Here is a 25,863-nt window from a genome sequence, read left to right on the forward strand (position 1 = left end):
AGCAAAATAAGATAACCAAATGTGTCAAAAACGTGACGAATCTTCTTTTTAGAAGGTTGTCACACTTCTCGGCTTCTCGGAAACTGCAAACAGCCTATCCAAAATGGGAAGCTTCTCTGGAGTATCCAGCTCTAACTGGCCGTATTGATACAGCTTGCGGACAGTTACTACCCCCATCACGAGTGAAGAAAAATCGGCAATATCGAGCTGCACCGAAACGTCTGACTCCGCTGCCTCTCCTACTTCCGGACGTCCATCGACAAACTTGATGAGCCATGTTCCTTCATTCTCGGGCAGGAACGAATCGCGGATCGTCAGCTTTACATTCACTGTTTCCGAACCAAAACGGTGGTGGGACAGCTGACGGAAAAATCCTGGCACATCAATGATCCGATACATCAGACCGACTCCTGATACATGGCTCTCATGATAAATGCTCCACAACAGCGAATCCGTTCCATTGCCCGGATCAGAGAGCAACAAGTGAAAATCTTCGTCCGGTGTCGTGAACTCGATCCGTTGAATCTGATCGGCCTGACTCCGCAGGAAAGAGAGCAGTTGGGCAAATGCTTCGCGGCTCTCATATTGAAGCTCTCTTACTTCTATGTTGTTGACGAGTTTATTTTTTTCATGAGCGCTCTGGAACTGGAAAGCGAGATAGCCGCCTAATCTCCCTTCCTTTTTGTAGCCGACAACAATCATTTCAGGGACATCGAGGAGTCTGTCCCACTCTCGGTCTGTTCGCTTGATCATACCATGGGTTTGACGGGCGATGCGATGATAGCAAGCAGACAGTTCTTCTTTGTCCTCTTTTCCTATATAAACGATTTTGTCCTTTCCTACAAACGGCAGGCTAGACGGTTTGAATTTGTATTGGTGAACCTTGGTTCCTATTCCAAACCCCATTTGCTTGTAAAAATCAACACGAAACGGATAGAGAGAGACCAGCGAAATTCCCCGTTCCCGGTAGCTGGAAAGAAAACCTTGTAGCATCGACATGGCGACCTTTTCCTTTTTATGCAAAAGGTCTACGGCGACCAGCCCAATCCCGCCAGTCAAGAGCGGTGTACCGTGAACATTCATAGGGAAATCGTACCATTTCATAATTCCCACTAGTCGTCCATCCCGATAGCAGCCGTGGTAGCTGACGTGTGGGTCGTTTTCGATCGTTTCTTTTACACGGTCCGCAAAACGCTGTCTGCTCTCTGTACCCAGAAGATTGCTTCCAGGGTAGCTCATCGCTGCAATCCTAACGACCTCATCGATATCGTCAATTGAAACCGGGCGAATCTCCTCCATCGTCTCATGCACTCCTGTCTGCAAGAAATTGGGCATCTAGGAAAATAGTATCGATGAATGTAACCGCTGGCAATACGAAGTTTGTATTTTTTGGAAAACTGTAACCAAATATTAAAAAAACGCCCGCACTTGGCGGACGTCTTCGAATTAGTGTGTCTGCTTGACTCGATTCCCTTTTGCGATCAAAAGCGTCAGAATAAAGCTGCCTATCGCAAGCACTAAGGTGCCTGTGAAGACCACATGAACACCACTAGCCAATAAGTCCCGGATTTGTGCCAGTTGTGCCACAGGGACCGATCCGTGTTCAAACGAGGCCCCTAAATTCGTATGACCACTTGCTACAGTTACCATGTTGAACAACATTCCGAATACAGCAGCCCCGAAGGTTTGGCTAAATGTACCCGTGAATGTATTGAGGGCAATGGCAGTTCCCCTCTTGTCGACTGCAACAGACGATTGAATTTTTACCATAACGATCGGGGAAATGAGTCCCATTCCCAAACCAATTGAGCCCACAGCCACATAAATGAGGTATCCCGCTGAGTGAGCGGAAAGGAAGCTCAACAACGTTGTCGCTACCGTCAGAACGGCTGTCCCCGCGATAAACAACTGTTCCGCTCGCAGCTTTCCTAACAAGTTCCCGGCAAGGATAGAGCCGATCGTCCAGCAAACCGGCATCGGTGTCAGGACAAAGCCAGCCATCGTCGCACTTTCTCCCAAGACTCCCTGGCTCCAGATCGGCAAGTACACCACCATGCTGATTACAATTCCATTGGTCAAGAGCGTCAGCAGATTGATCATGGTTACATTTCGATTAGTAAAAAGCGAAAGCGGAATCAGCGGCTCAGGCGATTTCTTCTCCACCGATACAAACACCAAATAGGTCACCAAAGCAAATACGATCAAGGAAATCGTCACTGGACTGGTCCAGGATTGATTCTGGCTGCCTGTTAACAAGGCATACAACAAGGCGATGGTTCCGACCGAAAAAATAAGCGCGCCCGGATAATCGATATGGCGCTTTTCTTTGACGGCAAGCTTTTCCTTGTACAAAAAGATGAGCATGAAAAACGATACAAGTCCAAAAGGCAAGTTAAGAAAAAAGATATAACGCCACGTCAGTGTATCGACCAAAAACCCTCCGACCAACGGACCTGCCACACCGGAAAGTCCCCATACAGCACTAATCCAGCCCTGGGCTTTTGCTCTGGCAGTCTGCTCCGTGTACAAGTCACCGATAATGGTCATCGTAATGGGCATGACTGAACCTGCACCCAAGCCTTGAATGGCACGAAAAACAATGAGCTGCCACATCGAAGTCGCTACTCCACAGAGCGTAGAACCTAGCAAAAAGATGCCGATTCCGATTAACAATACGTTTTTTCGGCCAAATAAATCAGCCAGCTTGCCGTAAATGGGGGCAGATACGGCAGTGGCAAGCATGTAGATGGCGTATACCCAGCTCACCTGTTCAAAGCCTGCCAAATCGCTCGTAATGCGCGGTACTGCTGTACTCACAATGGTTCCTTCCATCGCAGCAAGGAATGTCGAGAGCATTAGGGCAATCATAATCTGAAGTCTCATCTCGATCTCCTCTCTCTATGTATGCGTGATCGCGAGCAGTGAAAAAGCATTGTTTAGTATATCACATGAGAGAACCATCTTTCTCCACTAACGAAAAACCTCGTCTTGTCAAATAACAAGCGAGGCATTGTTTTTCCGATCAGGGCATTCGATTGGCTGAGCGTTGTTTCACTGCTGCAAACACCTTCTGGTAATAATGCACTTCATGTGGTACAAAGTCAGCTTTGGCCGCAATCATCGTTGTATCTTTAGGTTCACCATTTTCCGTTAGCAAAAATCCATTCACCGTCATCTGCCCGATCTCGCCCGCAAACAACCGCTCTAGCTCATGCAGACTGACCCAAAACAGCCCTGTGACTTCTTCTTCTTGTACACGATACTCGCGTAAGGGTTGATCGCATTCATACAAAAATGTATGGCACATTTCCTTATCAATAATGGAGGGGGCAACCATTACATCACGAATCACGCCTAGCTTGTCCAATTCCTCAAAGCTCACGGACAAGCCCAACTCCTCCTCCAATTCCCGCACGCCGTCACATGGCTGTTCTGAAGCGAGAAGATGACCGGCAGAGGTAATGTCGAGCAGATCCGGACAAGTATCCTTTTGTGGATGTCTTTTTTGGAACAACATTTCGATCTGGTCATTTACTACGCGATAAATCCAGCAGTGAAAGGTTTGGTGCCACAGCCCCAACCGATGTACTTCGCTACGCGCTTCTACCCCGATGTGCCGCCCTGCTTCATCAAATATGTCTAGCTGCTCTTCCTGCATGTTTTCCACCCCATGACTTGTCTCTTGAGCATTTCTCTTCCCCAAGTTACATTCCCGGTCCAGAGCTTGAATTCCTTTCTATTGACGAAAGAAGGGACAGCGACAAACGCCATCCCTTCTATCATCGTTAGTTGATCGATACTTCATCCAGCATCAAGTAGCCAACTGGGCTCAGCCAGAAGCCATTTACATTCTTGGATGTAACCGCCACATGGTCAATCGTGCGGATTGGAAGGATCGGTACTTCCTTCAGCTCGATTTCTTGCAGCTTTGCATAAATTTCATTGCGTTTTTGCGGATCTTTTTCGCGACGTCCTTCTTCAATCAGCTTGTCTACCTCTGGATTGTTGTAGAACGCCATGTTACCTGCGCTGCCTTTCGATGTGCTGTGGAAAACATTGTACTGGTTGTAGTCACCATCCCCTGTTGCATTGCCCCAACCCCCGATGAACATCGCATGCTCACCATTGTCTGTGTGCTCCAGGTAGGCACCGTATTCCATTACTTTGATCTCCAAATCAATGCCGATGCCTTTCAACTGTGACTGGATGACTTCAGCTACGTTCATGCGCTCTTTACGATCATCTGTCACAATGGACGTCTTGAAGCCGTTCGGGTAACCTGCTTCTGCGAGCAGTGCTTTTGCTGCATTGACATCATACGAGTAATCCTGGAGATTCGGGTTGAAGCCGATTACTTTTGGCGACATAGAGGAAACAGCTTGTGTTCCTACATTGTTGTATACTCCTTGTACAATGGCTTGCTTTTCGATAGCATGCGCGACAGCTTGACGTACACGTACATCATCAAATGGCTTCTTCTGTACGTTAAAGCCGATATAATCCACACCCAAGCCTTCTGCACGCACCATGTTCATCCCAGGAGATGCCTGTGCACGCTCTACTTCCGTTACAGGAAGCTGGTCGCCAATGTGCGCTTCGCCTGCTTCAATCATGGCTACACGGGTCGTATCTTCTGGAACGACCTTATACAATACTTCATCTACCTTTGGTTTTTCACCCCAGTAGGTATCATTTTTCGTGAGCTTCATATCTTGACCCGGTGCCCACGATGTAAATTTGAAAGGACCGGTTCCCACAGGCTGCTTCGCCAATGTATCGGAATGCTCGGCGATCGCTTTCGGGCTGATGATGCTTCCTTCTGAGCTAGCCAAGATGGAGAGCAGCGGTGCAAACGGATACTCCAGCACGAAATGTACAGTCTTGTCATCCACGATCTTGATTTCTTTGATCATGGAAAAGTTGGATGCACGCGGTGATGCAACCTTTGGATCGAGTACACGTTCGAACGTCTTTTTCACAGCGTCTGCTGTAAAAGGTGTACCATCGTGGAACGTAACGCCCTCACGGAGCTTAAACTCCCATGTCAAGTCATCGAGCTGTTTCCATTCAGTAGCGAGTGTAGGCTTGTACTCGCCGTTTTTATCGCGAGAAACCAAGCTCTCATAGACTTTTCCGTACACATAGTTTGCCGAAGGAATATTGGAGATGAAATGCGGGTCCAAATTGTTGGCGTCTGCTTTGCGGGCTACAATCAGGGTTCCCCCTTCTTTCGGAGCCTCTGCAGTAGTATTATTCGTCGAACCGGATTGCTCGGAGCTCGCACCACCACATCCAGTCAACGCAACACTAACCGTCAATGTCAGAGCCAACAAGGAACCGACCATGCGTGTTTTCTTCATTTGTGTCTACCCCCTGTAGAATACTGTCGAAAATTCTGAATGTATTTCTTATTTGCATTATACGGTAGATTTTCAACCGAACCTTTCAGCATCTTTACATCAATTTATAATATTTTTACTTTTATTTAATTTCACGCAGATGAAAAAGTACGAAAATACACTTGATACCGTAGCTTCGGTGGAGAAGCGTGTTTCCAGTCTTCGCTTCGGCCTACACCACGCAAAGGGTGAGGACTGTCCGCTCCGGAGGCGCTATGACTGGAAACACGCTTCTTTGACGTTGCTTTTGTCTATTTTTCGATCTGTTTGATAGGTGATAATGGAAAATTTTAGAAGGTATTTCATCGTTGTACTTGGCTGATATGTTCCAATGAATAGATTTGAAATGAAAGTCAGTATGGTCACGAAGCAATCTTTTCTCATCTTGAGACGGCTTTCGAAATACTTACAAAAGCTACGCCGGAAGAAGTGCATTTCCAGTCCAAGCGCCTCTGGAGCCCATCTCAGCGTAGGAATAAATGGCGGGGAATTTCAGCTTCATTCATGAGATACTTCTTCGAAACTGTCTACGTTTGAAGCGCTCCCGCCATTTATTCCGAAGCGGACAGTCAATCCCCCTTGCGGGGCGGAGGCCGAAGCGTAGACTGGAAATGCACTTCTTCCCCACTACAGACACTTTTAAACAAACAAAAAAATCCGACCTTCTTAAGAAGATCGGATCGTATTTCCTACTCTTTATTGTTTCTGCCAAACCATCTTGCCCGAGAAAACCACCGCTTCCTTCGGAGATTGTCTAGCCACAGCCTCGGCGGAGCATTTGGCACAGACGAAAACCGCATTTGCCTCATCTCCGACTTTCGGCCAAACCTGATTGCCAGCTTGATCCAGTGGAGTCACGCCACCTGTAACGAATCCCAGCGCACGCGATAGAGATCGCTCATCGATCCAACGAAACCGTTCAGCCAGACGGTTTGCTTTTTGCAGCATATCTCCGGTTCCAAATGGGTCCCAATGATCAGTAATGTTGTCATTGCCCAAACCAACATGGACGCCTTTGGCATGAAGCAACGGAATCGGGATGGTCGGCATATCAATAGGAACAGCCGACATGATAACGATTTGCTGCTCGGCGAAAAGCTCCGCGACCTCTTCTGCCACAGCAGTCGGTACCTCTCCTAGCCCGTAAGCATGGCTGACAGTGACTCGACCTTGCCAACCCGCATCCTTTGTCATCACAGCCAATTTTTTCATAATATAAACGCCCAAATGACCAGGCTCGTGCAAGTGAATGTCCACATCCGCATTCGCTTCCACCGCTATGTCCATCATCGTATCAAGTGATTTCTCGATATCATCGTCAAATGTGGCAGGATCGACACCACCTACGAGGCCAGCTCCATGCTTCATTGCCTCACGAACGAGGGAAACAGAATCACTGCGCAACAAGCCATGTTGGGGAAACGCGACAATTTCCCAGGAAAGTTTTTCACGGTAAGTTGCCAATGCTTCCAATGTGGCTTCCAGATTTTTCAACCCAATGACCGGGTCAATGTTGCAATGCGTCCGCACGTGAGTAGCGCCGTGCGATTGCACTAACTCCAACAGCTTTTCTGCACGCTCACGGGCGACGGGAAGTTGGTGAGGCAACAGTTCCTGCTCTTGCTCGATTCGAAAAAAACGATTGGGAGCAGGAAGAACAGCTTGCCACGGACCTCCATAAAATGTTTTGTCCAAATGAATGTGCATTTCCCGGAAAGAAGGCAGCATCAGTAGGCCTTGTGCATCCCACACAGAAACCCCATCAGGTATATCTGACAAAGCAGGTACGATTTTCTCAACGCGACCGTCCGTGAGCAAGACGTGGAAAAGATCCGTCTTTGTGCCCGTCACGATGCCATTCGTCTCTGAATAACCACATTCCAGACTCGCATTTTTGATCCATAGGCTTTCTTTCATGCTCCGTCTCCCATCCTTTTCTCTCTAAATGTTTGCGCTATTCAATCGTAATGCCGTTGATCATCATATACCCTGAAGGGCTGATCCAGAAGCCTTTGATGTTTTTGCTGATTGCAGCGACATGTTCAAGATTGCGGATCGGGACGATTGGTGCTTCTTGCTTTTCAATCTCCAACGCCTTTGCATAGATTTGCTTTCGTTTTTCCGTATCCTGCTCGCGACGCCCCTCTTCGATGAACTTGTCCACTTCTTTATTCACGTAGAACGTTGTGTTACCGCCTTTGCCCAAAGAACTGGAGTGGAACAGATTGTACTGGTTATAGTCAGCGTCTCCAGTGGCATTGCCCCATCCGCTGATGAACAGCTCTGTTTCACCGTTGTCTTCTGCATCCAAATAGGCTCCATACTCAAGTACTTTCACCTCTACTTCAATGCCGATTCCCTTTAACTGGGACTGAATTACTTCCGCAGCATTAATCCGTTCCTTGCGATCGCCTGTCCACAGGGTTGTCTTGAAGCCGTCCGGATAGCCCGCTTCTTTCAACAGGGCCTTGGCCTTGTTCGGATCAAACTCGTATCCTTTTAACGCCCCATCGTATCCAAGAACCTTCGGACTCATTGCGGAATTCGCTTTCGTTCCTACATCGTTGTACACACCTTTGATGATCGCATCAGTCTCAATCGCATAGTTGATCGCCTGGCGAACACGGATGTCGTCAAACGGTTTTTTCTTGGTATTGAACCCGATAAAATCTGTCCCCAAGCCCTCTGTCCGGTACAAACTCATTTGAGGGGAATTACTGACGCGGTCAATTTCTGTCACCGGCAATGGTTCAGCGATGTGCGCCTCTCCCGTCTCTACCATGGCTACGCGCGTCGTGTCCTCTGGTACGACTTTGAAGACAGCCTTCTTGAATTTCACCCTCTCTCCCCAGTAGTTGTCATTTTTCACGAGTACGATCTCTTGGCCAGGTGTCCACGATTCAAATACGAACGGCCCTGTGCCGACGGGATGTTTGCTCAGGTCCTTGCCGTATTGCTCTATTGCTTTTGGACTGATGATGCTTCCTTCGTGGTTGGCGAGGATCGACAGCAATGGGGAATACGGGTAGGCTAGCTTGAATTGCACGGTGTAATCATCCACTACTTTTATTTCCGAAAGCATCTTAAACTGAGACGCACGTGGAGAGGCGACCTTTTCATCGAGGACGCGTGCGAATGTTGCTTTCACCGCTTCGGCGTTAAACGGCGTACCATCGTGGAAGTTGACCCCCTGACGCAGCTTGAACTCCCAGGTGACATCGTCCAACTGCTTCCATTCCGTGGCTAGCATCGGCTTGAACGCCATGTTATCATCTCGCTGGACAAGACCCTCGTACACTTTGTGATGGACCACACTCGCTGCATTGATCGCTGAAATAAAGTGCGGATCTAGATTGTTTGCGTCAGACTGCCGTGCAATCACCAGCGTCTGATCTGTTGCCGGAGCTTCCTTCGCAGTCGGAGCCCCTGCCGTACCTTGCTCTGTACCCGATGAACAGCCTGTAAGCACGAGGCCAACGCTCAGGATACCTGCCAGCATTGAACCTAGCCTCTTTTGTTTTTTCACTAGACACGCCCCCATTTTAATCTTTCCTTGTATAATCAATCAGCATAGCTCGTTCCCAATGGGCGAAGCTATGCTGATCATAAAGCACTTTTTGCTGAAATTATGGCAAAGTTACAGCATCGATCTCAATGTGTCCTGCTGGACTGATCCAAACTCCTTCTACGCCTTTTTGAATCGCTGCGAGGTTTTCTGAGAAGCGGTACGGTACCATTGCCGCTTCGTCCATTTCGATTTGCTGTGCTTTTTCATAGATTTGCTTCCGTTTTTCTTCGTCTTTCTCTTTGCGGCCCTCATCGATCAGCTTGTCCACTTCCGGATTGCTGTAGAAAGCATGGTTACCGGCTGCCCCTTGCGACTTCGTGTGGAACAGATTGTATTGGTTGTAGTCTGCATCGCCTGTGGCATTTCCCCAACCGCTGAGGAACAATTCCGTTTCGCCTTTGTTGGCTGCTTCAATATAAGCACCGAACTCTAGCACTTTCACTTCCAAATCGATATTGATTTGTTTCAGCTGTTGCTGCAGCACCTCTGCCAGGCTTACTCGTGCCTTGTTATCATTTAAGTAAATCGTTGCTTTGAAGCCGTTCGCGTATCCAGCTTCCGCCAACAACTTTTTGGATTTTTCCAGATCGTAAGGCAAGTCTTTTACATTCGGGCTGTAACCAACCATAGACGGGGTAATGGAGGAATGAGCGACCGTCCCTACATCGTTGTACACCCCTTGAATGATGGTTTTCTTATCAATCGCATGTGCAATTGCTTGACGAACGCGTACATCATCGAATGGCTTCTTCGAGTTGTTAATCCCGATATGATCGCTAGCGAAAGCAGGGTAACGACCAAGTGTCATACTCGGAGAATTTTTCACCCGATCGACTTCTGTCACTGGCAACTGCTCAGCTACATTCGCTTCTCCTGTCTCGACCATCGCAAGTCTGGTCGTATCCTCTGGAACGGTCTTGAAGACGACTTTGTCCAGCTTCGGTTTATCGCCCCAATAGCTATCATTTTTCACCAGGACGACTTCTTGACCAGGTGTCCATGATTCGAATTTATAAGGCCCTGTTCCCGTTGGATGCTTGGTCAATTCTTTTCCATACTGTTCAATCGCTTTTGGTGACAAAATTCCTCCCTCTGCACTGGCGAGCACGGACAGGAGCGGTGCGTATGGATAGTGCAGGATGAATTGAACCGTTGTATCGTCCACGACCTTTACTTCTTTGATGGCTTCAAACAAATTAGCGCGGTTAGAGCCTACAGCCGGGTCTTGAACACGTGCAATCGTCTTTTTCACAGCTTCCGCATTGAATGGCGTGCCATCGTGGAATGTCACACCAGAGCGAAGCTTGAATTCCCATGTCACATCATCGAGCTGCTTCCATTCAGAAGCGAGTGAACCTACATATTTGCTTTCTTTGTCCATCCGAACAAGACCCTCGTATACCTTGTGATGAATGATGGCGGCGGAATTGATTTGCGTTAGAAAATGTGGGTCGAGGTTGTTCGCATCAGACAAGCGGGCGATGACGAGTGTCCCGCCTTCTTTGCCAGCAGGTGTTGAAGAGTTGGTTTGCCCCGAAGAATTGGTACTCCCTCCTGCTTCAGGTGCTTGTGAGCAGCCTGCCAACGCAGTAGAAACCGCAACGGTCATGGCAAGCAGCGTCTGGAAAAAGCGCGTCTTTTTCATGTAGTGATCCCCCTCTTTTTGCGCCAGATGTACTTGAATATTTTGACCATTCGCGCATATTTCATTTTACCCACTATTCTGGCATTGTATTTTCACTCTCTTTACTTGTATTTTCACTTTCTTTACTCTTTTTTTCACTTTTTCTACTTTTATGCGAATCATGCAATAAAAATAGACTTGGAGTATATGTTGCTGTAGTGGTGGGGAGGAAACAGGAAAAAACGCTCAGATTCTAGGGCCACCCCTTGGGGGATTGACTGCACGACTCCATGCAAAAAGCGAAACCGCGTCCAAAGTGGTATCTTCAAGGATGTGTATCAGAGGTGGACGCTTAAGAGCGTGTTTCGCTTTTTGCATTCCGTCTCGGTCGGTGTCCCTAAGATCTTCGCTTATTTCTCCTGTTTCCTCTACGAGCTTTCCGTGCTTAAACGGGTTTTTAAACAATTAAAGATTGAAGAAGATCATCAGTTACGCCAGAGAAGAATATTTCCAGACGTAGCGACTTGTGGAGTCCTACCAAGCGGAGAAGGGATTTGCGGGCAAAAGAAACGCAACCGTGCCCGCGCGACGAAGCGGCTACCACTTTTGCGTTTCCCCGCAAATCCCTTCGGAGCGGACAGTCTTAGCCCCCAGCAGGACGGAGCCTGGAGCCTAGACTGGAAATGTTCTTCTTCCCACCGCAGCCACAATACTGGCTTCGTCAAGATTTTTGGTGAAGCCTTCGTACCCAAAGAGCAAAAGTCTTCCATGTCGATATGAATTTTTATAAATTCTTATCTACTAAAAAAAGACCCTCTCCATTTGGTGGAGAAGGTCTCTAGCTCCTGCTATTGAATCGTGACTTGGCTCACATCAATGTACCCTGATGGACTGATGTACACACCTTGTACATTCTTTGCAATGGCTGCGAGGTTTTCACTGCTGCGGAATGGCAGCAACGGCACCTCCTCCATCTCGATTTGCTGCGCCTCTGCGTAGATTTCCTTGCGCTTTTCTGGATCTTTTTCCTTACGACCCGCTTCAATCAGCGCATCGACTTTTGGATTATTGTAGAAGGAATGGTTGCCTGGCACACCTGCTGACGTGCTGTGGAAGAGGTTGTACTGGTTGTAATCTGCATCTCCAGTGGCATTGCCCCAGCCACTAATGAACATTTGCGCTTCCCCTTTTGCCGCCAATTCCAGATACGCTCCGAATTCCATCACTTGAATCTGCAAGTCGATGCCGATTCCCTTCAGCTGGGATTGCAGCACTTCTGCCACATTGATCCGTGCCTTGTTGTCATTGAGATAGATGGTTGCCTTGAATCCGTTGGCGTAGCCTGCCTCAGTGAGCAATTGCTTCGCTTTGTTCAAATCGTATTCCGGCGTTTTAATATTCGGGCTGTAGCCGATGACTTTTGGCCCTAATGACGAAATGGCTACCTTTCCGACATTGTTATAAACCCCTTTAATAATCGCTTCCTTATCGATCGCATGGGCAATGGCCTGACGGACGCGAACATCGTCAAAAGGCTTCTGCTTGACGTTCATCCCGATATGGTCAACCGCGAATGATTCAAACCGGCCTAAAGACATGCTCTGCGAGTTCTGTACCCTTTCCAGTTCAGTGACCGGTAGCTGTTCTGCGACATGAGCTTCACCTGTCTCCACCATGGCTACACGTGTCGCATCCTCAGGAATGGTCTTGAAAACGACTTTTTCCAGTTTCGGTTGGTTGCCCCAATACTTCTCGTTTTTCACCAAGACGATTTCTTGTCCAGGCGTCCATGATTCAAAGGTGAATGGTCCCGTCCCAACTGGTTTCTTGGACAACTCTTTGCCGAATTCCTTAATCGCCTTTGGACTAATGATGCCACCCTCGGCACTCGCCAGTACGGACAAGAGCCCTGCGAACGGATAATGTAAAATAATCTCTACCTTCAGCGGGTCAATGACCTTCACCTCTTTAATCATGCCAAACATGTTTGCTTTGGGAGTCGGATTGTCTTTGTCCAAAATGCGGTCGATCGTCTTTTTCACCGCTTCTGCATGAAAAGGCTCCCCATCGTGGAAGGTAACACCGTCACGCAGTGTGAACTCCCAGGTGACATCATCCTTTTGTTTCCATTCCTTTGCCAAAAGAGGTTTGTACTCGCTATTCCGATCCAACATGACCAGACCTTCATAGATCTTGTGCTGCGTCACTGCCATGGAATTAATCTGGGTACTGAAATGCGGGTCCAAATTATTCGCATCGGACAAGCGCGCAATAATCAAGGTACCGCCTCCACCTGCTGCGGCCGATGAAGAAGCGGGGCTAGACGAAGCTTGATTGGAGTTGGACGCGGAATTCGTCCCACTGGATGTCTGACTGCCCCCACAGCCTGCCAAGACTGTGGAAACCAAGACAGACAGGGCGAGAATGGATCCTAGCATGTGCTTCTTCTTCACTGTGAATGCCCCCTTGTTCTGGATGATAGAATGAAAAGAAAATAGCATGACTAAATATTACTAATTTTCTTACTATTAATCTTTTCATTATCTTTACCTTTCTTTTCATTTTCTTTACTATGTCGTTTTTGAATGTTCAAAATAACTCTATTGGAGCTACCTACCATAGTGGAGGAAAAGAAAAAGCACAGTTCTCTTCGACACTGACACGCTAGCAAGGGGGAATCACTGGACGTCTCCACTTCAAAAAGGGACCGTCGAGCCAAAGCCACCCTACGGGGGGAAGTTTCTCGAGGAAGAAGTGTTCGACAAGCGTTGTCTCCTTTTTGAAGTTCCGACTGGGTAGGCGTTGTCAAGGTCTGCGAGCCCTGTGCTTTTTCTTCTCACCAGCTTTGGCGTTTATCGGTAGCTTTTAAATCTAAAGAAAAAACCATCCCTCAAAAAGAGATGGCCGTGCATGAAAGACCAATTACACTTCAACATCTTTGTCCCACCGTCTTTCCAGATCTCTCACGGTTGAACTTTTCTCGACATCCTGTTCATTCTTGTAAGTCCCCAGCATGACGTCAAAAACCGGGCTGGTAACACCATACCAATAATGTTCATTTTTGAAGTGATGCCATAGATGGAGCTTTTTCATCCAACGCCCCCATGGAGATATGGGTTGAACCGGACGATGAGCGATATAATGCATCCATTCGTAAAATAGCAGAAATCCAATCACGCCTGTAACAAAGGCATTGGACGCAGTCATGTCGGAAGTAAGCAGATAACAAATGGCTCCGGTTCCTGCAATGAGCGGCAAGCTGTACCAAACGGGCAAGAATAGCAGGTGCAAGTTGTTCGGATCGGCGTGATGATCATAATGTAAACGCTTTAACATTTGGAGAAAAAATGGATTTCGAGGCGGTTTGAGGTGAAAGAGAAATCGATGAATCAAGTATTCACTTGCCGCATATCCAATCATCCCAGCCACGAGTGCCACCCATGTTTTCAACACGTACCATTCAGAAAGAGTGAAAGTCAAACTAATCAGGAATAGAATGCTCATGATGAGGATATCCGGAAACGTAAAGAATTCCTTCAGAAACTTTGCCTTCATCAGAACGCCCTCCTCTTGTGTTCCTTCACTTGTCTTGTTCCAACACGGTTCGGTTTCTCCACAGCTCCAAACTTTTTTCCATTGCCTTTCTGGCTACACGCTCTGCTTCGATGTAATCTCCTTGCAAAGAGACTTTCAAAAGCTGATGGTAATAGTGCCAAGATGCCTCGCGGTGTTCCGGGATGGAAAAATACTTTCGCGCCATTTTTAGATAAAAAGAATCAAAACTGTTTACAATCAGTAAATAGATAGGATTTGGGGAAAGCCTCGTCAGATTTTTCTGCAGCTCCCAGTCAAACGCTGCATAAAAATCGGCATCAGGTTTCAGTTGATCGAGATTCGCAAGCAATGCGACCACCTTCGGCTGATGAGCAGCAACCGCGTTACGAATGTAAACAGGAGCCAACGATATCCGCAGTTCCAGCAAGTACGAAATAAACTCATCCGTAACATCGTCGTGGTTTTGTATGATATGGACAAGGGTCATGATATTGCCTTGATGCCAATAATCGTTGACAATTGCCGGATGTCCTTTCCGCACAGTGATCCAGCCATCTCTTTCCAAGCGTTGCAGTGCTTCTCTTACGGTTGGCCTGCCTACCCCGTAGTACTCTGCCAACTCCCGTTCGGGCCGCAGCGTACTTCCTGCAGGATACTCGCGGGTCAAAATTGCTTTGATTAATTTTTTCTCAATTTGATCCGACGACCGTTCTTTCTTTCCCCCTTTTTTCTCCATTGTCATGATCGCCTCCCTGCGTTGCTGGTCCTATAACAAATATTTGTGGTATTACCACAAAAGGTAATATTTTACACAACTCCTGTCAAGAGGTGAAATACTTGGACTTACCAGTACCCACGCGAAATTGAGTGATCCTTCTCCAGCTCAAAAAAGGCATAGCCCTCTCCCGAAAAAGAGAAGGCTATGCCTCTTATGCTGCTGGCGTGACTATTCTGTCACTTTTACCGACCAGCCAAACTTGTCTTCACGCTCACCGTACTGGATTCCTGTCATCTCGTCGTACAGTTTCATCGTCAATTCCCCTGTTTTTTCACCGTTAATGATCATCTGATGCCCGTTCCAGTTCAGATCACCGACCGGGGAAATAACAGCCGCTGTTCCGGTGCCGAATGCTTCTTCCAGCTCACCATTGACGTAAGCAGTATGCAGGTCTTCCATGGAAATCCGCTTCTCTACGACTGGAATTCCCCAGTCCTTGAGCAATTGGATGGTCGAATCTCTCGTGATCCCCTCCAGAATGCTTCCGTTCAATGCTGGGGTCCACACTTCCCCTTTTACCTTGAAGAACACATTCATACTGCCTACTTCTTCAATATATTTGTTCTCTACGCCATCGAGCCACAGCACTTGCTCATAGCCTTTTTCTTTCGCTTCCACTTGTGCTTTCAGACCGCCTGCGTAGTTACCTGCCACTTTTGCGTTTCCTGTTCCGCCTCTTACCGCACGAACGTAGTTGTTTTCTACATAAATTTTCACGGGCTGCATGCCACCCGCATAGTACGCTCCAACCGGAGAGAGCACGATTACCAATTTGTACGTATGCGAAGCGCGCACACCAAAGCATGGCTCTGTCGCAATTACGAAGGGACGAATGTAGAGAGACTGTCCGCTTTCGGTTGGAATCCATTCTTTATCTACTGCCACCAGCTGTTTCAATGCCTCGACCATGAATTCCTCGTCGATCAACGGCATACTCATACGCTCAAGCGAACGGTTCATACGCTTGAAGTTTAGATCAGGACGGAACAAGCTAACCTTGCCCTCTTGGTTGCGATAAGCTTTCAAACCCTCAAAGACAGCTTGCCCATAATGGAACACCATTGCTGCCGGATCCAATGTCAGCGAAGAGTAAGGGACGATTTGTGGATCATGCCATCCTTTACCTTCTGTATAATCCATGGTGAACATATGATCGGTAAAATGAACACCGAACCCCAACTTGTCAGAAGCTGGTTTCTCTTTTTTCTGTTCTGTCCGGGTAATTGTTAACTGACACTCCATCTTCTACATCTCCCTTAGTATGAAAACCACGATTTGAAACTTCCTATATATACAAAATAGCAACAATTTTGCATGATTTCCAGCGTAAGTTTCTCCTGCCTCTACATTTTATGGTTATTTAGCGAAAACTTCGCAATCATTTCGTGATCAATTTTTTTCTTCATAGGCAGGATGACGGGAATAGGTATCCCGAAAAGAATGGATAGAGACAGAATGAGGAGGGATATGTATGACCACGCACCATGGCCTGCACGGAAAAATTGCCATAGTAACAGGAGCCAGCCGCCTTCAAGGGATTGGGGCTGCAATCTGTAAAATGCTTGCCTCACACGGAGCCGATATATTCCATACGTACTGGACCGCCTATGACCATTCCATGGCGCATGGGTTTCATAAGGATGAACCCGCCATCTTGCAGGAAGAGATCAGACGCTACGGGGTCAGATGTGCGGGAATCGAGGTCGACCTGTCTCAGTCTGATGCCTATAAGGAGGTGCTCGACGCAGCTACAGCACAACTTGGTGAGCCAAGCATCCTCGTCAACAACGCTTGCTACTCGACAAATGACGGTTACGAGGCGCTGAATATAGGCAGTTTGGACGCACATTATGCCATCAATGTCCGGGCAACGACGATGCTCAGTGTGGAATTTGCACGTCGCTTCTCCCAACAACGCGGAGGCCGAATCATCAACATGACATCTGGTCAGTCCAAAGGCCCGATGGTTGGTGAGATCGCGTATGCGGCAACAAAAGGAGCCGTGGATGCCCTGACGACGACACTTGCTGCCGAAGTAGCTACGCGAGGGATTACGGTCAACGCTGTAAATCCTGGGCCCACCGATTCAGGCTGGATGAACGACGAAATCAAGCATTACCTTTTGCAGCAATTTCCATTCGGACGGATTGGACAGCCCGAGGATGCAGCACGTCTTGTCGCCTTTTTGGCAAGTGACGAAGCGGAGTGGATTACCGGACAGATTATGCATTCCGAAGGCGGGTTCATCCGGTAAGTGAAAAAAGCACAATCCGCCGTTTCTAGCAGATTGTGCTTCTTCTTTTTGTACAGGCTATGGTTTGCTCACGATTGGAAAAGAAGGCTTGAACAGCTCTTTTTCGCCCAGCTGTTGATAGTCGCGCTCGACGTAACCCAGACGCATTTTGTCAAAGTAACGCTGTCCCTTCGCTTTGATCTCTTCCAGATCAACTCCTGGCAGGAGACGGTCTTTCATTACGGTGCGTCCAGCAATAATGGAGAGCTTTACATCACGCCCCGAGCCACACGTGATGATCGTGCGGATTGGATCATCAACCGCCCCCATGTGGAAACCGTCCAGATCGATGGCAATGATATCTGCTTTTGCCCCCGGCGCCAATCGTCCCAGATCATCTCTTCCAAGGAAACGTGCTCCGCCCAATGTCGCTGCGCGGTAAATATCCGCGTAGCTGGAATCCGCGACATCGCCTTCCACCAAACGGGACAGCATGCTGGCTGTGCGAATGTTTTGGATGAAGTCAGGCGGGAACGTATCAGTTCCAATCGCGATGTTGACACCACGACGCTTGTAACGGGCAAACGATTCGAGTGCCTCGCCGTGGCGACCGACTACGAGCGGACAGTGAATCACAGTCGTACCTGTCTCTTGGAGGATCGCCAAATCGTCTCCCTCTCCGAATTTCGCCTTACTAAAGCCTGGAATGAAATGTGCGTGCGGAATTGCCGTTTTCTTTCCGAGGAAGCCGATCTCATTCAGGAACTGAATCGGTGATTTGTTGTGACGACGATGGATTTCCGTATATTCGTAGAGACCTTGCGCAGCATGCAGACGAATCGGACATCCGAGCTCCTCACTGTAACGCTTTGTGTTGATCAGGTTCTCTACAGACTGAGTCTCGATTCGCTCTGGTGCCAGCATTCCACGGATGAGTCCGTTATGAGCCCCATCGAAATCTTTGACAAATTGTACAGCCCGCTCCAGACCTGCTTGTCCTTCCGATTCGTTCCACAGTACTTCAATCTCTCCATTAGCCTTCACGACACGCATACCAGACTGGTAGCTCGGCCCCATGTACATACGTAATCCCAAGCGCCCTGCATGATCGGCTGCCGCTGCCAGCTCCTCATACGTTTCCGCCCAGCGCTTGTAGAAGACAGATGTAATCGGCATCGCTGTCGTTACCCCATTAAGAATCAATTGACTGTAGGCGTAAAGGGATTTGAATGCCTCTTCCTCAGGGGTCATTACCTCATGGTAGCCTTTGCGGTAGTAGTCTTCTGACCAAAGCATATTTTTGTTTCGAGCAGAAGCTTGCTCCAAATGTACGATATCGTGATCAATATCACCCAACGCATTCAGGTCAATGAAGCCCGGACTGATTACTGCATTGCCCGCATCGATCACTTCATCTACCTGGCCATCAAAATCGTGCCCCACATAAACAATGGTGTCATTCTCGTAAACGACTTCCCCATCTTTGATAATCACATGATCTTCGCCGTCAAAACCGATGACATATTTTGCGGTTATTTTCTTTTTCATGACGATCCTCCCTATCTTTCTCGTTCCGGCTTCTTCACTCCATTGCATCCTTCGTTATTATAGGAAATATTCTGTAAAATTTGTTTCAAAACCTTTACATGTATTTGCACAATCTTTACTCCTTTTGGAAAACAGGCAAGATTCCACACAATACGTAAAGATCATGCAAAAACTTGTAAAGAAGATGAACAACCTTGTTCGAAATATTCACTACAATTAATGAAGACAACTAGACTGGACTCTCATCCACTATTTGCAAGATAGAGAAAGGGCTGATTTCTAGTGATGCAAGCTTTTTGGTTAACCAACGTTCGTCTCGATAAAGGTTTTGAAACAGGAGAAGACGGCGTCTTTCACACACTCTCGGAAATCTGTCATTTGAAGATCGAAGACGGCAAAATCGCAGAGATCGTATCGGCGAACGAACCACTCGACACCACTTTACCGCAAGAAGATGCAAAAGGTTTATTGGCCCTCCCCTCTTTTGTTGAAAAGCATAATCATCTGGATAAAACGTATGCGGGCGCAACCTGGAAATCTTGCCTTCCTCCGAAAAAACTGATCGATCGCTTGGAGTTCGAAGCAAAAGAAATGCCGCTGATGACAGGGACGACCAAAGAGCGCGCACAAGCGATGCTCCAGCTCCATATCAAAGGCGGTGCCACACATGTACGCACACACGTCAACATCGATCCATACATTGGCCTGAAAAACCTGGAGGGTGTGCGTGCAGCCTTGGAAGAGTACAGTGATCGCCTGACGTATGAAATTGTCGCTTTCCCGCAGCAGGGGCTCCTGCGCACACAAGCAAGCTCCTTGATGAGACAAGCAATGAAGGAAGGCGCTACACTGGTTGGGGGCTTGGACCCGGCTGGGATCGATAATGAGTTGGAAGGCTCCTTGCGTGAAATGATGGACATTGCAGTGGAAGCAGATGCGGATGTCGATATTCATCTGCATGATCCGGGGACACTCGGCTTTTATACGATCAAAAGACTGCTCGATCTGACCGAGGAAGCAGGCTGGCAGAACCGTATGGCCATCAGTCATGCCTTTGCGCTCGGAGATGTGTCCATTGAGGAAAGCTCGGACATGGCCGATCGATTGTCCAAGCTGGGAACGATGATCATGACAACCGTTCCGATTAATCGGGCAATGCCACCTGTTCCGATGCTTCATGCCAAAGGCGTACATGTCGCACTTGGCTATGATGGGTTCTACGATTCATGGTCGCCATATGGAACAGGCGATATGCTCGATAAGCTAAACCGTCTCGTCGAGCGCTACCGTTGGGTCGATGAGAAATCATTGGTGCAATCCTTGTACTTCATCACCGGAGGAAAAACAACGCTCGATAAAGATGGCAACCGTGCATGGCCGAAGGTTGGGGACGTGGCAAGCATCGTGTTTGCAGAAAGCTCCTGCTCAGCGGAAGCGATTGCGAGAAAATCTCGTCGGGCTGCTGTTATGTTTAAAGGGAAAATTGTGCATGGTGCTTTGGAGAGAATGGGAGAAACAAAGTAGCCAGATAGACCACGGAGGCTTCGCTGATTTTTCAGTGAAGTCTTTATTTTTTTGTCAAAATCGAGCCTTTGGTGGTGGGGAGAAAAAAGAAGAATTCGGTTGGTATCCCAAAGACTTTCGCTTATTTCTTCTTTTTTCTCCTACCAGCTTGGGTGTTTGTTCGGGCTTAAAAGCTTGAGCTATCGAACCCGTCATGTTGTAACCAAGCCTTTGTTAAGAGCTTTACACCAAGCTGAATTTCATCAGTTGATAAATTACTGAAACCAAGTTTAATAATCGGTTCTTCCGTTTTGTTTTTAATGAAGAAGAGTGAAGTCGGATAAACTTTAACTCCCTGAAGAGAAGCTTGTTGAATGAGCCATTCTTCTGAGCGTTCCAGGTGTACTTTGACCAGTACGTACAAACCAGACTGCTCGCCAATGATTGAAATATGGTGCGTGAAATGCTTCCTTAATTCACAAACGAAGTGCTGCATTTTTCGTTTATAAACAAGACGCATGCGTTTAATATGCCGATTCCATTCCCCTTCTTCCATAAATTTCGCCATGGCGAATTGGCTAAGGAGTGAAGTGGTGCTCTCGAAATGTGCGAATTGATTTTTATAACAGCTGATCAGTGGCTGTGGCAACACCATATAGCTTAAACGAATCCCTGGCAGAAAGCATTTCGAGAAATTCCCGAGATAAATCACTCTCGTTGAATCGATGGAAGCGAGAGCCGGAAATGGTTGTTGGGTATAGCGATATTCACTATCATAATCGTCTTCGATAATATACCCTTGCCTATTTTTTGCCCAATGGATGAGTGCATGCCTTTGTTGAATGGGCATACTGACCCCATATGGACTGTGATGCGACGGCGCTACATAAATCAATCGTGATTTCCTATGTTCCAGGTGTGAAAAATCAGCACCTGTCTCATAAACAGGTAACGTTTCCAGTGTAAAACGATTTAATTGAAAAGCTTTTCTAGCGCCATCATAACCAGGGTCTTCCACAATCACGCTGGAAAAATCATGTTTCAGGACCAGACCGAGATACACAAGCATTTGTTGGGTACTACTGCCGATAATGATGGCATCTGGTTCTGTTCTCACCCCACGAGATTGGAGTAAATACGCTGCGATTTGCTCACGTAGACTCCATTCACCAAAAGGTTCCCCGTACCGAAAGCTGTCCTTTTCCGTTAATACTTGATTCGAGATCCTCCGCCATGTTTTTAAAGGGAAATGCAATTGATCGACGACGTCTGCGCGAAAATCAATGCGAACAGATGGTACCGGCTCTGTTTGCTTGTGAGTAGAAGAACTGCGGGCCTCTTGAAATAAAACGGGCTCTAACTCATTTACAAAATACCCTTTTCGTCCCTCTCCACGAATGTACCCTTCCGCAACGAGTTGTTCATACGCCATTAATGTTGTATTGCGGCTTACATGTAAGGAATCTGCAAGCTGACGAATAGAGGGCAATGGCTCATCCGCCTTAATATCGCCTTGTTCAATAAATGATTTAAATTTGTCGTAGATTTGTTTGTATTTAGGAGAGTTATCCTTGAATGTAAAAATGGTATTTTTCATTAGCACCTCTCCTGACATGTACATTTTTTTGTTATTGTATCTTTTTTTATGTCAGTTTGTATCATACTCTTGGTTCAAATACAAGTTGAAAGGGTGGTTCCTATGTACGTTCCTAAGCAATATCGTATGGAACATGATGAGGCCGTTCAGATGATGAAGTCTAATCCGTTTGCCCTATTGATTACAGTTGATGAACACCGCCCGTTGGCTACGCATATCCCGTTGGAAATTCGTGAAGAGGAAGGGAAAATCTATGCAACTGGGCACATTGCATACGGAAACATGCAGAAGAAAACGTTGGATAACAATAGAGATGTTTTGCTGATTTTTCAAGGACCGCACGCTTACATTTCCTCAAGCTGGTATGAGAGTGAACAGGTTCCCACATGGGACTATCTCGCTGTACATGCGTATGGGACAGCACGTATCCTCACGAAGGATGAATTGAAGTCGGCTTTGGATAAAATGCTGACACACTATGAATCTCACCGGGAAAATGGCCGACTCTGGGGGACCTTTCATCCTGAATTGCTTGAGAGAGAAATGAAAGGAATCGTTGGTTTTGAGATTGAAATCACCTCGATTCAAGCGGCAGCCAAAATGAGTCAAAATCGCAACAACACCGATTATCAATCGATTGTGGCAGAGCTTGAAAAATCAAATGATCAAGAGGAAATTCAGGTTGCTCAGTGGATGCGTGAGCAACGAAAAGAGTTATTTAAATGATCAGCCTATAGATACAACAAGGAGTTGCTTCTTATGGAGTTTTCAACTATTTGGCTATTTGTCATTGCCGCTTCTACATTGTTAATCATACCTGGACCAGCTGTGTTTTATATTATGGCAAGAAGTATCGATCAAGGGAAGAAAGCTGGTCTGGTATCAGTTCTAGGAGTGTCTCTTGGTGGTTCTGTTCACGTTTTAGCTGGGGCAATTGGCGTTTCTGCGATCCTTATGACATCAGCAACAGCCTTTCATATCGTGAAGTACCTGGGTGCTACTTATCTAATCTATCTGGGGTGTAAGACATTATTTTCTAAAGCTGATAGCACTACTTCTGACATTCCAAAAGCCCCTCGCAAAAAATTACGAAAGATTTTTTACGAATCAGCGCTTGTAGAGGTAATGAATCCCAAGACAGCACTCTTCTTTTTAGCCTTCTTTCCGCAATTCATATCACCTACTGCCGGGTCAGTCACCGCTCAATTTTTGCTTTTAGGAACGATATTTATTATCCTTGCTTTTGTTAGCGATGGTCTGTATGCCTTTCTCGCAGCAAGTATGAGAAAGCGGATTGTGGGTAGTAGGGCGAGTTCAAAGGTAATGAATCGGATCACTGGTTATTTATATATTGCTCTCGGGATTTTCTCTGCCTTTGCGAGCCCCTCCAAAACATAATTAGTGAAAGGAAACGGAGAGATAGGTTATGTCGAAATTTCTCATTGAAGATGATTTCTGGTCGTTATTTCCCCATGCAAAAATAGGCATCGTGATTTGCCAGGGGATTGATAATTCACGTAGAGACGTTGAAAAATACGAGAAGCTGCTGCAGGAGGCGGAGAAAGAAGCACATAAATTTTTTACTCTGGAGGAATTCAGCAGTAACCCTGTCATTTCCGTTTGGCGAGAAGCTTTTCAGAAATTCAAGACGAAGAAAGGGGCAAGGTGCTCCATTGAAGCTTTATTAAAAAGAGTGAAAAATGGCAATCCGATCGGAACCATAAACCCGCTTGTTGACATCTATAATTCCATTTCACTGCGATATGGACTTCCGTGTGGCGGAGAAGATATCGACACTTTTGTAGGCGATATTCGGCTAACGCAAGCAAATGGCAACGAACCCTTTATCCCATTGGGACAGGATGAAAATGCTTCGCCTTATGAAGGGGAAATTGTTTATAAAGACGATGTCGGTGCCATATGCAGATGCTGGAATTGGCGTGAAGCTCAGAGGACGATGCTAACAGAACATACGAAAAATGCATTCCTCTGTATTGAATTAGTAGATGAAACAAGAATCGATGAATTCCATATGGCACTAAAAGAATTGTCTGATTTCGTGCCACATCATCTAGGTGGTATGGTGAAGATGGAAGTGCTGGATATCTATAATAAGGAAATGACAATCTTTGATTAAGCTCAAACGGCAGCCATATGCACTGGCTGCCGTACTTACTGTCTTAGAACATTCCATTCTCATTGGGAGAATCAGCAGGTATGGGCTGGCCTACATCCCACAATTCGACGATTTGGTCGTTATGAAAACGGAAGATATGGACCACAGCTCCCCCAAGATCCTCTTGGTTTTGCTTTACATGGGAATGGACAGCAACGATATCCCCCTCTTCGATGGCACGTTTCACTTCGAGAATCTTATGCGGATTCTTTGCGGCGTTCTCTTCCATTGCGAGCATGAGAGAATGAGCATCGCCACGGAAAAAGGGATTATGGTGGCGGAAATTCGGACTAGTGTATCTTTGGTATGCTTCCCGCACCTTCCCCGACGCTACCAGTTGCAAAAACGACACCGCATTCTCTTTAAGAGAAGTCATCATAACAAATCATCCTTTCTTTATTAAGATACCCGTTCGTACAACACGTCTATCTATGCCCAACTTTTTTCATGTTGTAACGTTATCGCAATAAACTCCGTCATGGCTGGAGAAACCCATTTGTTTTTGTGATAAACGACTTGCGCAAAAATAGTAGGAAAGCTGCTGTCACAGGGAATGATCTTTACCTTTCTCTGCTCAATTTCCTCTTTTACAGTCATTAACGGCAAACAAGTGATACCTAGCCCACTCCTTACACATCGTTTGATTGCCTCAATGCTCCACAGTTCCATCATTTGAGAAAAGGCAAGCCCTCGTTCTTCTAGGTATTTTTCAAACATAGCACGATAAACTTTCATACTGCCGTACCATGATTCACAAACGGCCATGCTTTTTTCCATGTGTGCAACGATACTGATCGGGTGCGCGGCTTTATTATTGTGGGTCATATTTGGGGCGGCATTTCAAAAAGTTTTTGCCAAATACGATAAGCAAATCAATATGGGCAAGTGTTTGTTCCTCCTCTATTCTGTCATTACCATTTTCTAAAGGAAACCGCTCATCTTGCCTACTTCCGAGGTATAATAGTTCAAAGCAAAGGGGGCGGGAAACTGTGGAGTGGTTAATCGGTCTGGCCTGCAGCGCTGGGATTGCAGGGGCGGCTTATGTAAAACGGTCGCTGTCTGGTTCCGGCTTTTTGGCGGCGGTGATACTGGGCACCGTGATGTACGCACTCGGAAGCCTTATCTGGTTCGGCTCCCTCATCGCATTTTTTGTCTCGTCCACTTTATTATCCAAGTGGAAAAAGCATAAAAAGGAAGAGGCCGAGAGCGGTTATGAGAAAACGGGGAGACGCGATGCTGGCCAGGTGCTCGCAAACGGAGGGCTCGGATTACTGTTATGTGTAGCAAATTGGGTGTGGTCGCATCCGCTTTGGTGGTACGCGTTCCTCGGCGTGATGGCAGCGGTCACAGCCGATACATGGGCAACAGAAATCGGCGGCCTGAGCCGGAAGCCTCCGCGATCAATCAAAACGGGGCAGTGTGTTCCGCCTGGCACTTCCGGCGGCGTTTCTAGCCTGGGAATGGGTGCATCGCTTGCCGGTGGACTATTTATCGGCGGTGCAGCGTGGTTGCTGCTTGCGGTAACCGATCAACCCGCGCCGGATGTGATCACACCTGCCCTTAGACTGGCAGCTTGGATCGGCATAGCAGGACTGGCTGGCGTAATAGGGTCACTGATTGATTCGTGGATCGGTGCGACTTGGCAGCAAATGTACCGTTGCACAGCTTGCGGTCGTGAAATCGAGCAAGCTCGTCACTGTGGCACGCCAGCCGTACGAATCCGCGGTCGCACTGGTTGGAACAACGATGCGGTCAATCTCGCTGGTTCGCTTGCAGGTGGTGCTTTCGCCGTCTTAATGGCGTTGGCATTCGGCTTATCGTTTGACCTATAAAAAAACGGAAAGACTTCGTATCACCAAACGATACTGAGTTTTTCCGTTTT

At 47.1% G+C, this 25,863-nt stretch carries 22 protein-coding genes; 7 read left to right on the plus strand and 15 right to left on the minus strand.

Features of this window, described 5'->3' with window-relative positions:
• Window positions 1-48: 48 nt before the first annotated feature.
• The 7 genes from KB186_RS08115 to KB186_RS08145 all read right to left on the minus strand — a co-directional run bounded on the left by KB186_RS08115 (window position 49) and on the right by KB186_RS08145 (window position 10,612).
• Window positions 49-1,299 carry a GNAT family N-acetyltransferase gene (locus KB186_RS08115; RefSeq protein WP_221867718.1) on the minus strand — a complete coding sequence of 417 codons (1,251 nt, stop codon included), beginning with the start codon at window positions 1,297-1,299 and terminating at the stop codon, window positions 49-51.
• 147 nt (window positions 1,300-1,446) lie between these two features.
• Window positions 1,447-2,883, minus strand: a complete 1,437-nt coding sequence (locus KB186_RS08120) for an MDR family MFS transporter (protein WP_173608676.1) — start codon at window positions 2,881-2,883, stop codon at window positions 1,447-1,449.
• A gap of 139 nt (window positions 2,884-3,022) precedes the next feature.
• The gene (locus KB186_RS08125) at window positions 3,023-3,658 is read right to left on the minus strand and encodes an NUDIX hydrolase (RefSeq protein ID WP_232773372.1); all 636 of its coding nucleotides are present in this window, start codon (window positions 3,656-3,658) and stop codon (window positions 3,023-3,025) included.
• A 127-nt stretch (window positions 3,659-3,785) separates the two neighbouring features.
• The gene (locus KB186_RS08130) at window positions 3,786-5,360 is read right to left on the minus strand and encodes a glutathione ABC transporter substrate-binding protein (RefSeq protein ID WP_173608678.1); all 1,575 of its coding nucleotides are present in this window, start codon (window positions 5,358-5,360) and stop codon (window positions 3,786-3,788) included.
• 735 nt (window positions 5,361-6,095) lie between these two features.
• Window positions 6,096-7,316: an amidohydrolase family protein gene (locus KB186_RS08135; RefSeq protein WP_173608680.1), complete on the minus strand. Its 1,221-nt coding sequence runs from the start codon at window positions 7,314-7,316 to the stop codon at window positions 6,096-6,098.
• Window positions 7,317-7,353: 37 nt separating this feature from the next.
• Window positions 7,354-8,925, minus strand: a complete 1,572-nt coding sequence (locus KB186_RS08140) for a glutathione ABC transporter substrate-binding protein (protein ID WP_232773373.1) — start codon at window positions 8,923-8,925, stop codon at window positions 7,354-7,356.
• A gap of 100 nt (window positions 8,926-9,025) precedes the next feature.
• On the minus strand, window positions 9,026-10,612 hold the full coding sequence (locus KB186_RS08145) for a glutathione ABC transporter substrate-binding protein (RefSeq protein ID WP_232773374.1): 1,587 nt from the start codon (window positions 10,610-10,612) through the stop codon (window positions 9,026-9,028).
• Between the two features lie 339 nt (window positions 10,613-10,951).
• On the opposite strand from KB186_RS08145, the gene KB186_RS08150 reads away from it, so the two are divergent.
• Complete coding sequence (locus KB186_RS08150; protein ID WP_232773375.1) at window positions 10,952-11,371, plus strand: hypothetical protein; 420 nt, start codon at window positions 10,952-10,954, stop codon at window positions 11,369-11,371.
• Between the two features lie 68 nt (window positions 11,372-11,439).
• Here KB186_RS08150 and KB186_RS08155 read toward each other — a convergent pair whose 3' ends face one another.
• From KB186_RS08155 to KB186_RS08170, 4 genes are all read right to left on the minus strand, one after another.
• Window positions 11,440-13,044: a glutathione ABC transporter substrate-binding protein gene (locus tag KB186_RS08155; protein WP_232773376.1), complete on the minus strand. Its 1,605-nt coding sequence runs from the start codon at window positions 13,042-13,044 to the stop codon at window positions 11,440-11,442.
• Between the two features lie 469 nt (window positions 13,045-13,513).
• Window positions 13,514-14,146 carry a sterol desaturase family protein gene (locus KB186_RS08160; protein WP_232773377.1) on the minus strand — a complete coding sequence of 211 codons (633 nt, stop codon included), beginning with the start codon at window positions 14,144-14,146 and terminating at the stop codon, window positions 13,514-13,516.
• Between the two features lie 25 nt (window positions 14,147-14,171).
• Window positions 14,172-14,888 (minus strand): GntR family transcriptional regulator, encoded by a 717-nt coding sequence (locus KB186_RS08165; RefSeq protein WP_173608685.1) that lies wholly within the window; start codon window positions 14,886-14,888, stop codon window positions 14,172-14,174.
• A gap of 204 nt (window positions 14,889-15,092) precedes the next feature.
• Window positions 15,093-16,166, minus strand: coding sequence for a branched-chain amino acid aminotransferase (locus tag KB186_RS08170; RefSeq protein WP_232773378.1), 1,074 nt, complete (start codon window positions 16,164-16,166; stop codon window positions 15,093-15,095).
• A gap of 229 nt (window positions 16,167-16,395) precedes the next feature.
• Here KB186_RS08170 and KB186_RS08175 point away from each other — a divergent pair, with 229 nt between their 5' ends.
• Window positions 16,396-17,178 carry an SDR family oxidoreductase gene (locus tag KB186_RS08175; protein WP_232773379.1) on the plus strand — a complete coding sequence of 261 codons (783 nt, stop codon included), beginning with the start codon at window positions 16,396-16,398 and terminating at the stop codon, window positions 17,176-17,178.
• Between the two features lie 57 nt (window positions 17,179-17,235).
• Here the strand turns inward: KB186_RS08175 and KB186_RS08180 are convergent, their stop codons facing one another.
• Window positions 17,236-18,705 carry an amidohydrolase family protein gene (locus tag KB186_RS08180; RefSeq protein WP_232773380.1) on the minus strand — a complete coding sequence of 490 codons (1,470 nt, stop codon included), beginning with the start codon at window positions 18,703-18,705 and terminating at the stop codon, window positions 17,236-17,238.
• Between the two features lie 282 nt (window positions 18,706-18,987).
• Between KB186_RS08180 and KB186_RS08185 the strand changes: the two genes are divergently transcribed.
• Window positions 18,988-20,229 (plus strand): amidohydrolase family protein, encoded by a 1,242-nt coding sequence (locus tag KB186_RS08185; protein WP_232773381.1) that lies wholly within the window; start codon window positions 18,988-18,990, stop codon window positions 20,227-20,229.
• A 166-nt stretch (window positions 20,230-20,395) separates the two neighbouring features.
• On the opposite strand, the gene pdxR is transcribed toward KB186_RS08185, so the two are convergent.
• A complete protein-coding gene (gene pdxR, locus KB186_RS08190) occupies window positions 20,396-21,805 on the minus strand; it encodes a MocR-like pyridoxine biosynthesis transcription factor PdxR (RefSeq protein ID WP_232773382.1) in 1,410 nt (469 codons plus the stop codon).
• A gap of 102 nt (window positions 21,806-21,907) precedes the next feature.
• Between pdxR and KB186_RS08195 the strand changes: the two genes are divergently transcribed.
• Genes KB186_RS08195 through KB186_RS08205 form a run of 3 tightly spaced genes read left to right on the plus strand, consistent with a single transcriptional unit; the run spans window position 21,908 to window position 23,942 of the window.
• On the plus strand, window positions 21,908-22,531 hold the full coding sequence (locus KB186_RS08195; RefSeq protein WP_255688550.1) for an FMN-binding negative transcriptional regulator: 624 nt from the start codon (window positions 21,908-21,910) through the stop codon (window positions 22,529-22,531).
• 33 nt (window positions 22,532-22,564) lie between these two features.
• Window positions 22,565-23,203: a LysE family translocator gene (locus tag KB186_RS08200; protein WP_232773384.1), complete on the plus strand. Its 639-nt coding sequence runs from the start codon at window positions 22,565-22,567 to the stop codon at window positions 23,201-23,203.
• A gap of 28 nt (window positions 23,204-23,231) precedes the next feature.
• Window positions 23,232-23,942 (plus strand): B3/B4 domain-containing protein, encoded by a 711-nt coding sequence (locus KB186_RS08205; RefSeq protein WP_232773385.1) that lies wholly within the window; start codon window positions 23,232-23,234, stop codon window positions 23,940-23,942.
• Between the two features lie 43 nt (window positions 23,943-23,985).
• Here KB186_RS08205 and KB186_RS08210 read toward each other — a convergent pair whose 3' ends face one another.
• Window positions 23,986-24,360 carry a nuclear transport factor 2 family protein gene (locus tag KB186_RS08210; RefSeq protein WP_173608694.1) on the minus strand — a complete coding sequence of 125 codons (375 nt, stop codon included), beginning with the start codon at window positions 24,358-24,360 and terminating at the stop codon, window positions 23,986-23,988.
• 50 nt (window positions 24,361-24,410) lie between these two features.
• Window positions 24,411-24,758, minus strand: a complete 348-nt coding sequence (locus KB186_RS08215; RefSeq protein ID WP_229087988.1) for a LysR substrate-binding domain-containing protein — start codon at window positions 24,756-24,758, stop codon at window positions 24,411-24,413.
• A gap of 212 nt (window positions 24,759-24,970) precedes the next feature.
• Here KB186_RS08215 and KB186_RS08220 point away from each other — a divergent pair, with 212 nt between their 5' ends.
• On the plus strand, window positions 24,971-25,813 hold the full coding sequence (locus KB186_RS08220) for a DUF92 domain-containing protein (protein WP_232773386.1): 843 nt from the start codon (window positions 24,971-24,973) through the stop codon (window positions 25,811-25,813).
• Window positions 25,814-25,863 lie beyond the last annotated feature (50 nt).

The organism is Brevibacillus sp. AF8 (assembly GCF_021270385.1).
Taxonomy (GTDB): Bacteria; Bacillota; Bacilli; order Brevibacillales; family Brevibacillaceae; genus Brevibacillus.

Excerpts from the sequence above, each read along its gene's own strand:
- KB186_RS08115 (WP_221867718.1), bottom strand. The coding sequence starts at position 1,299 with ATGGAGGAGATTCGCCCGGTTTCAATTGACGATATCGATGAGGTCGTT.
- KB186_RS08120 (WP_173608676.1), bottom strand. The coding sequence starts at position 2,883 with ATGAGACTTCAGATTATGATTGCCCTAATGCTCTCGACATTCCTTGCT.
- KB186_RS08125 (WP_232773372.1), bottom strand. The coding sequence starts at position 3,658 with ATGCAGGAAGAGCAGCTAGACATATTTGATGAAGCAGGGCGGCACATC.
- KB186_RS08130 (WP_173608678.1), bottom strand. The coding sequence starts at position 5,360 with ATGAAGAAAACACGCATGGTCGGTTCCTTGTTGGCTCTGACATTGACG.
- KB186_RS08135 (WP_173608680.1), bottom strand. The coding sequence starts at position 7,316 with ATGAAAGAAAGCCTATGGATCAAAAATGCGAGTCTGGAATGTGGTTAT.
- KB186_RS08145 (WP_232773374.1), bottom strand. The coding sequence starts at position 10,612 with ATGAAAAAGACGCGCTTTTTCCAGACGCTGCTTGCCATGACCGTTGCG.
- KB186_RS08160 (WP_232773377.1), bottom strand. The coding sequence starts at position 14,146 with ATGAAGGCAAAGTTTCTGAAGGAATTCTTTACGTTTCCGGATATCCTC.
- KB186_RS08165 (WP_173608685.1), bottom strand. The coding sequence starts at position 14,888 with ATGACAATGGAGAAAAAAGGGGGAAAGAAAGAACGGTCGTCGGATCAA.
- KB186_RS08170 (WP_232773378.1), bottom strand. The coding sequence starts at position 16,166 with ATGGAGTGTCAGTTAACAATTACCCGGACAGAACAGAAAAAAGAGAAA.
- KB186_RS08175 (WP_232773379.1), top strand. The coding sequence starts at position 16,396 with ATGACCACGCACCATGGCCTGCACGGAAAAATTGCCATAGTAACAGGA.
- KB186_RS08180 (WP_232773380.1), bottom strand. The coding sequence starts at position 18,705 with ATGAAAAAGAAAATAACCGCAAAATATGTCATCGGTTTTGACGGCGAA.
- pdxR (WP_232773382.1), bottom strand. The coding sequence starts at position 21,805 with ATGAAAAATACCATTTTTACATTCAAGGATAACTCTCCTAAATACAAA.
- KB186_RS08195 (WP_255688550.1), top strand. The coding sequence starts at position 21,908 with ATGTACGTTCCTAAGCAATATCGTATGGAACATGATGAGGCCGTTCAG.
- KB186_RS08200 (WP_232773384.1), top strand. The coding sequence starts at position 22,565 with ATGGAGTTTTCAACTATTTGGCTATTTGTCATTGCCGCTTCTACATTG.
- KB186_RS08205 (WP_232773385.1), top strand. The coding sequence starts at position 23,232 with ATGTCGAAATTTCTCATTGAAGATGATTTCTGGTCGTTATTTCCCCAT.
- KB186_RS08210 (WP_173608694.1), bottom strand. The coding sequence starts at position 24,360 with ATGATGACTTCTCTTAAAGAGAATGCGGTGTCGTTTTTGCAACTGGTA.
- KB186_RS08215 (WP_229087988.1), bottom strand. The coding sequence starts at position 24,758 with ATGGAAAAAAGCATGGCCGTTTGTGAATCATGGTACGGCAGTATGAAA.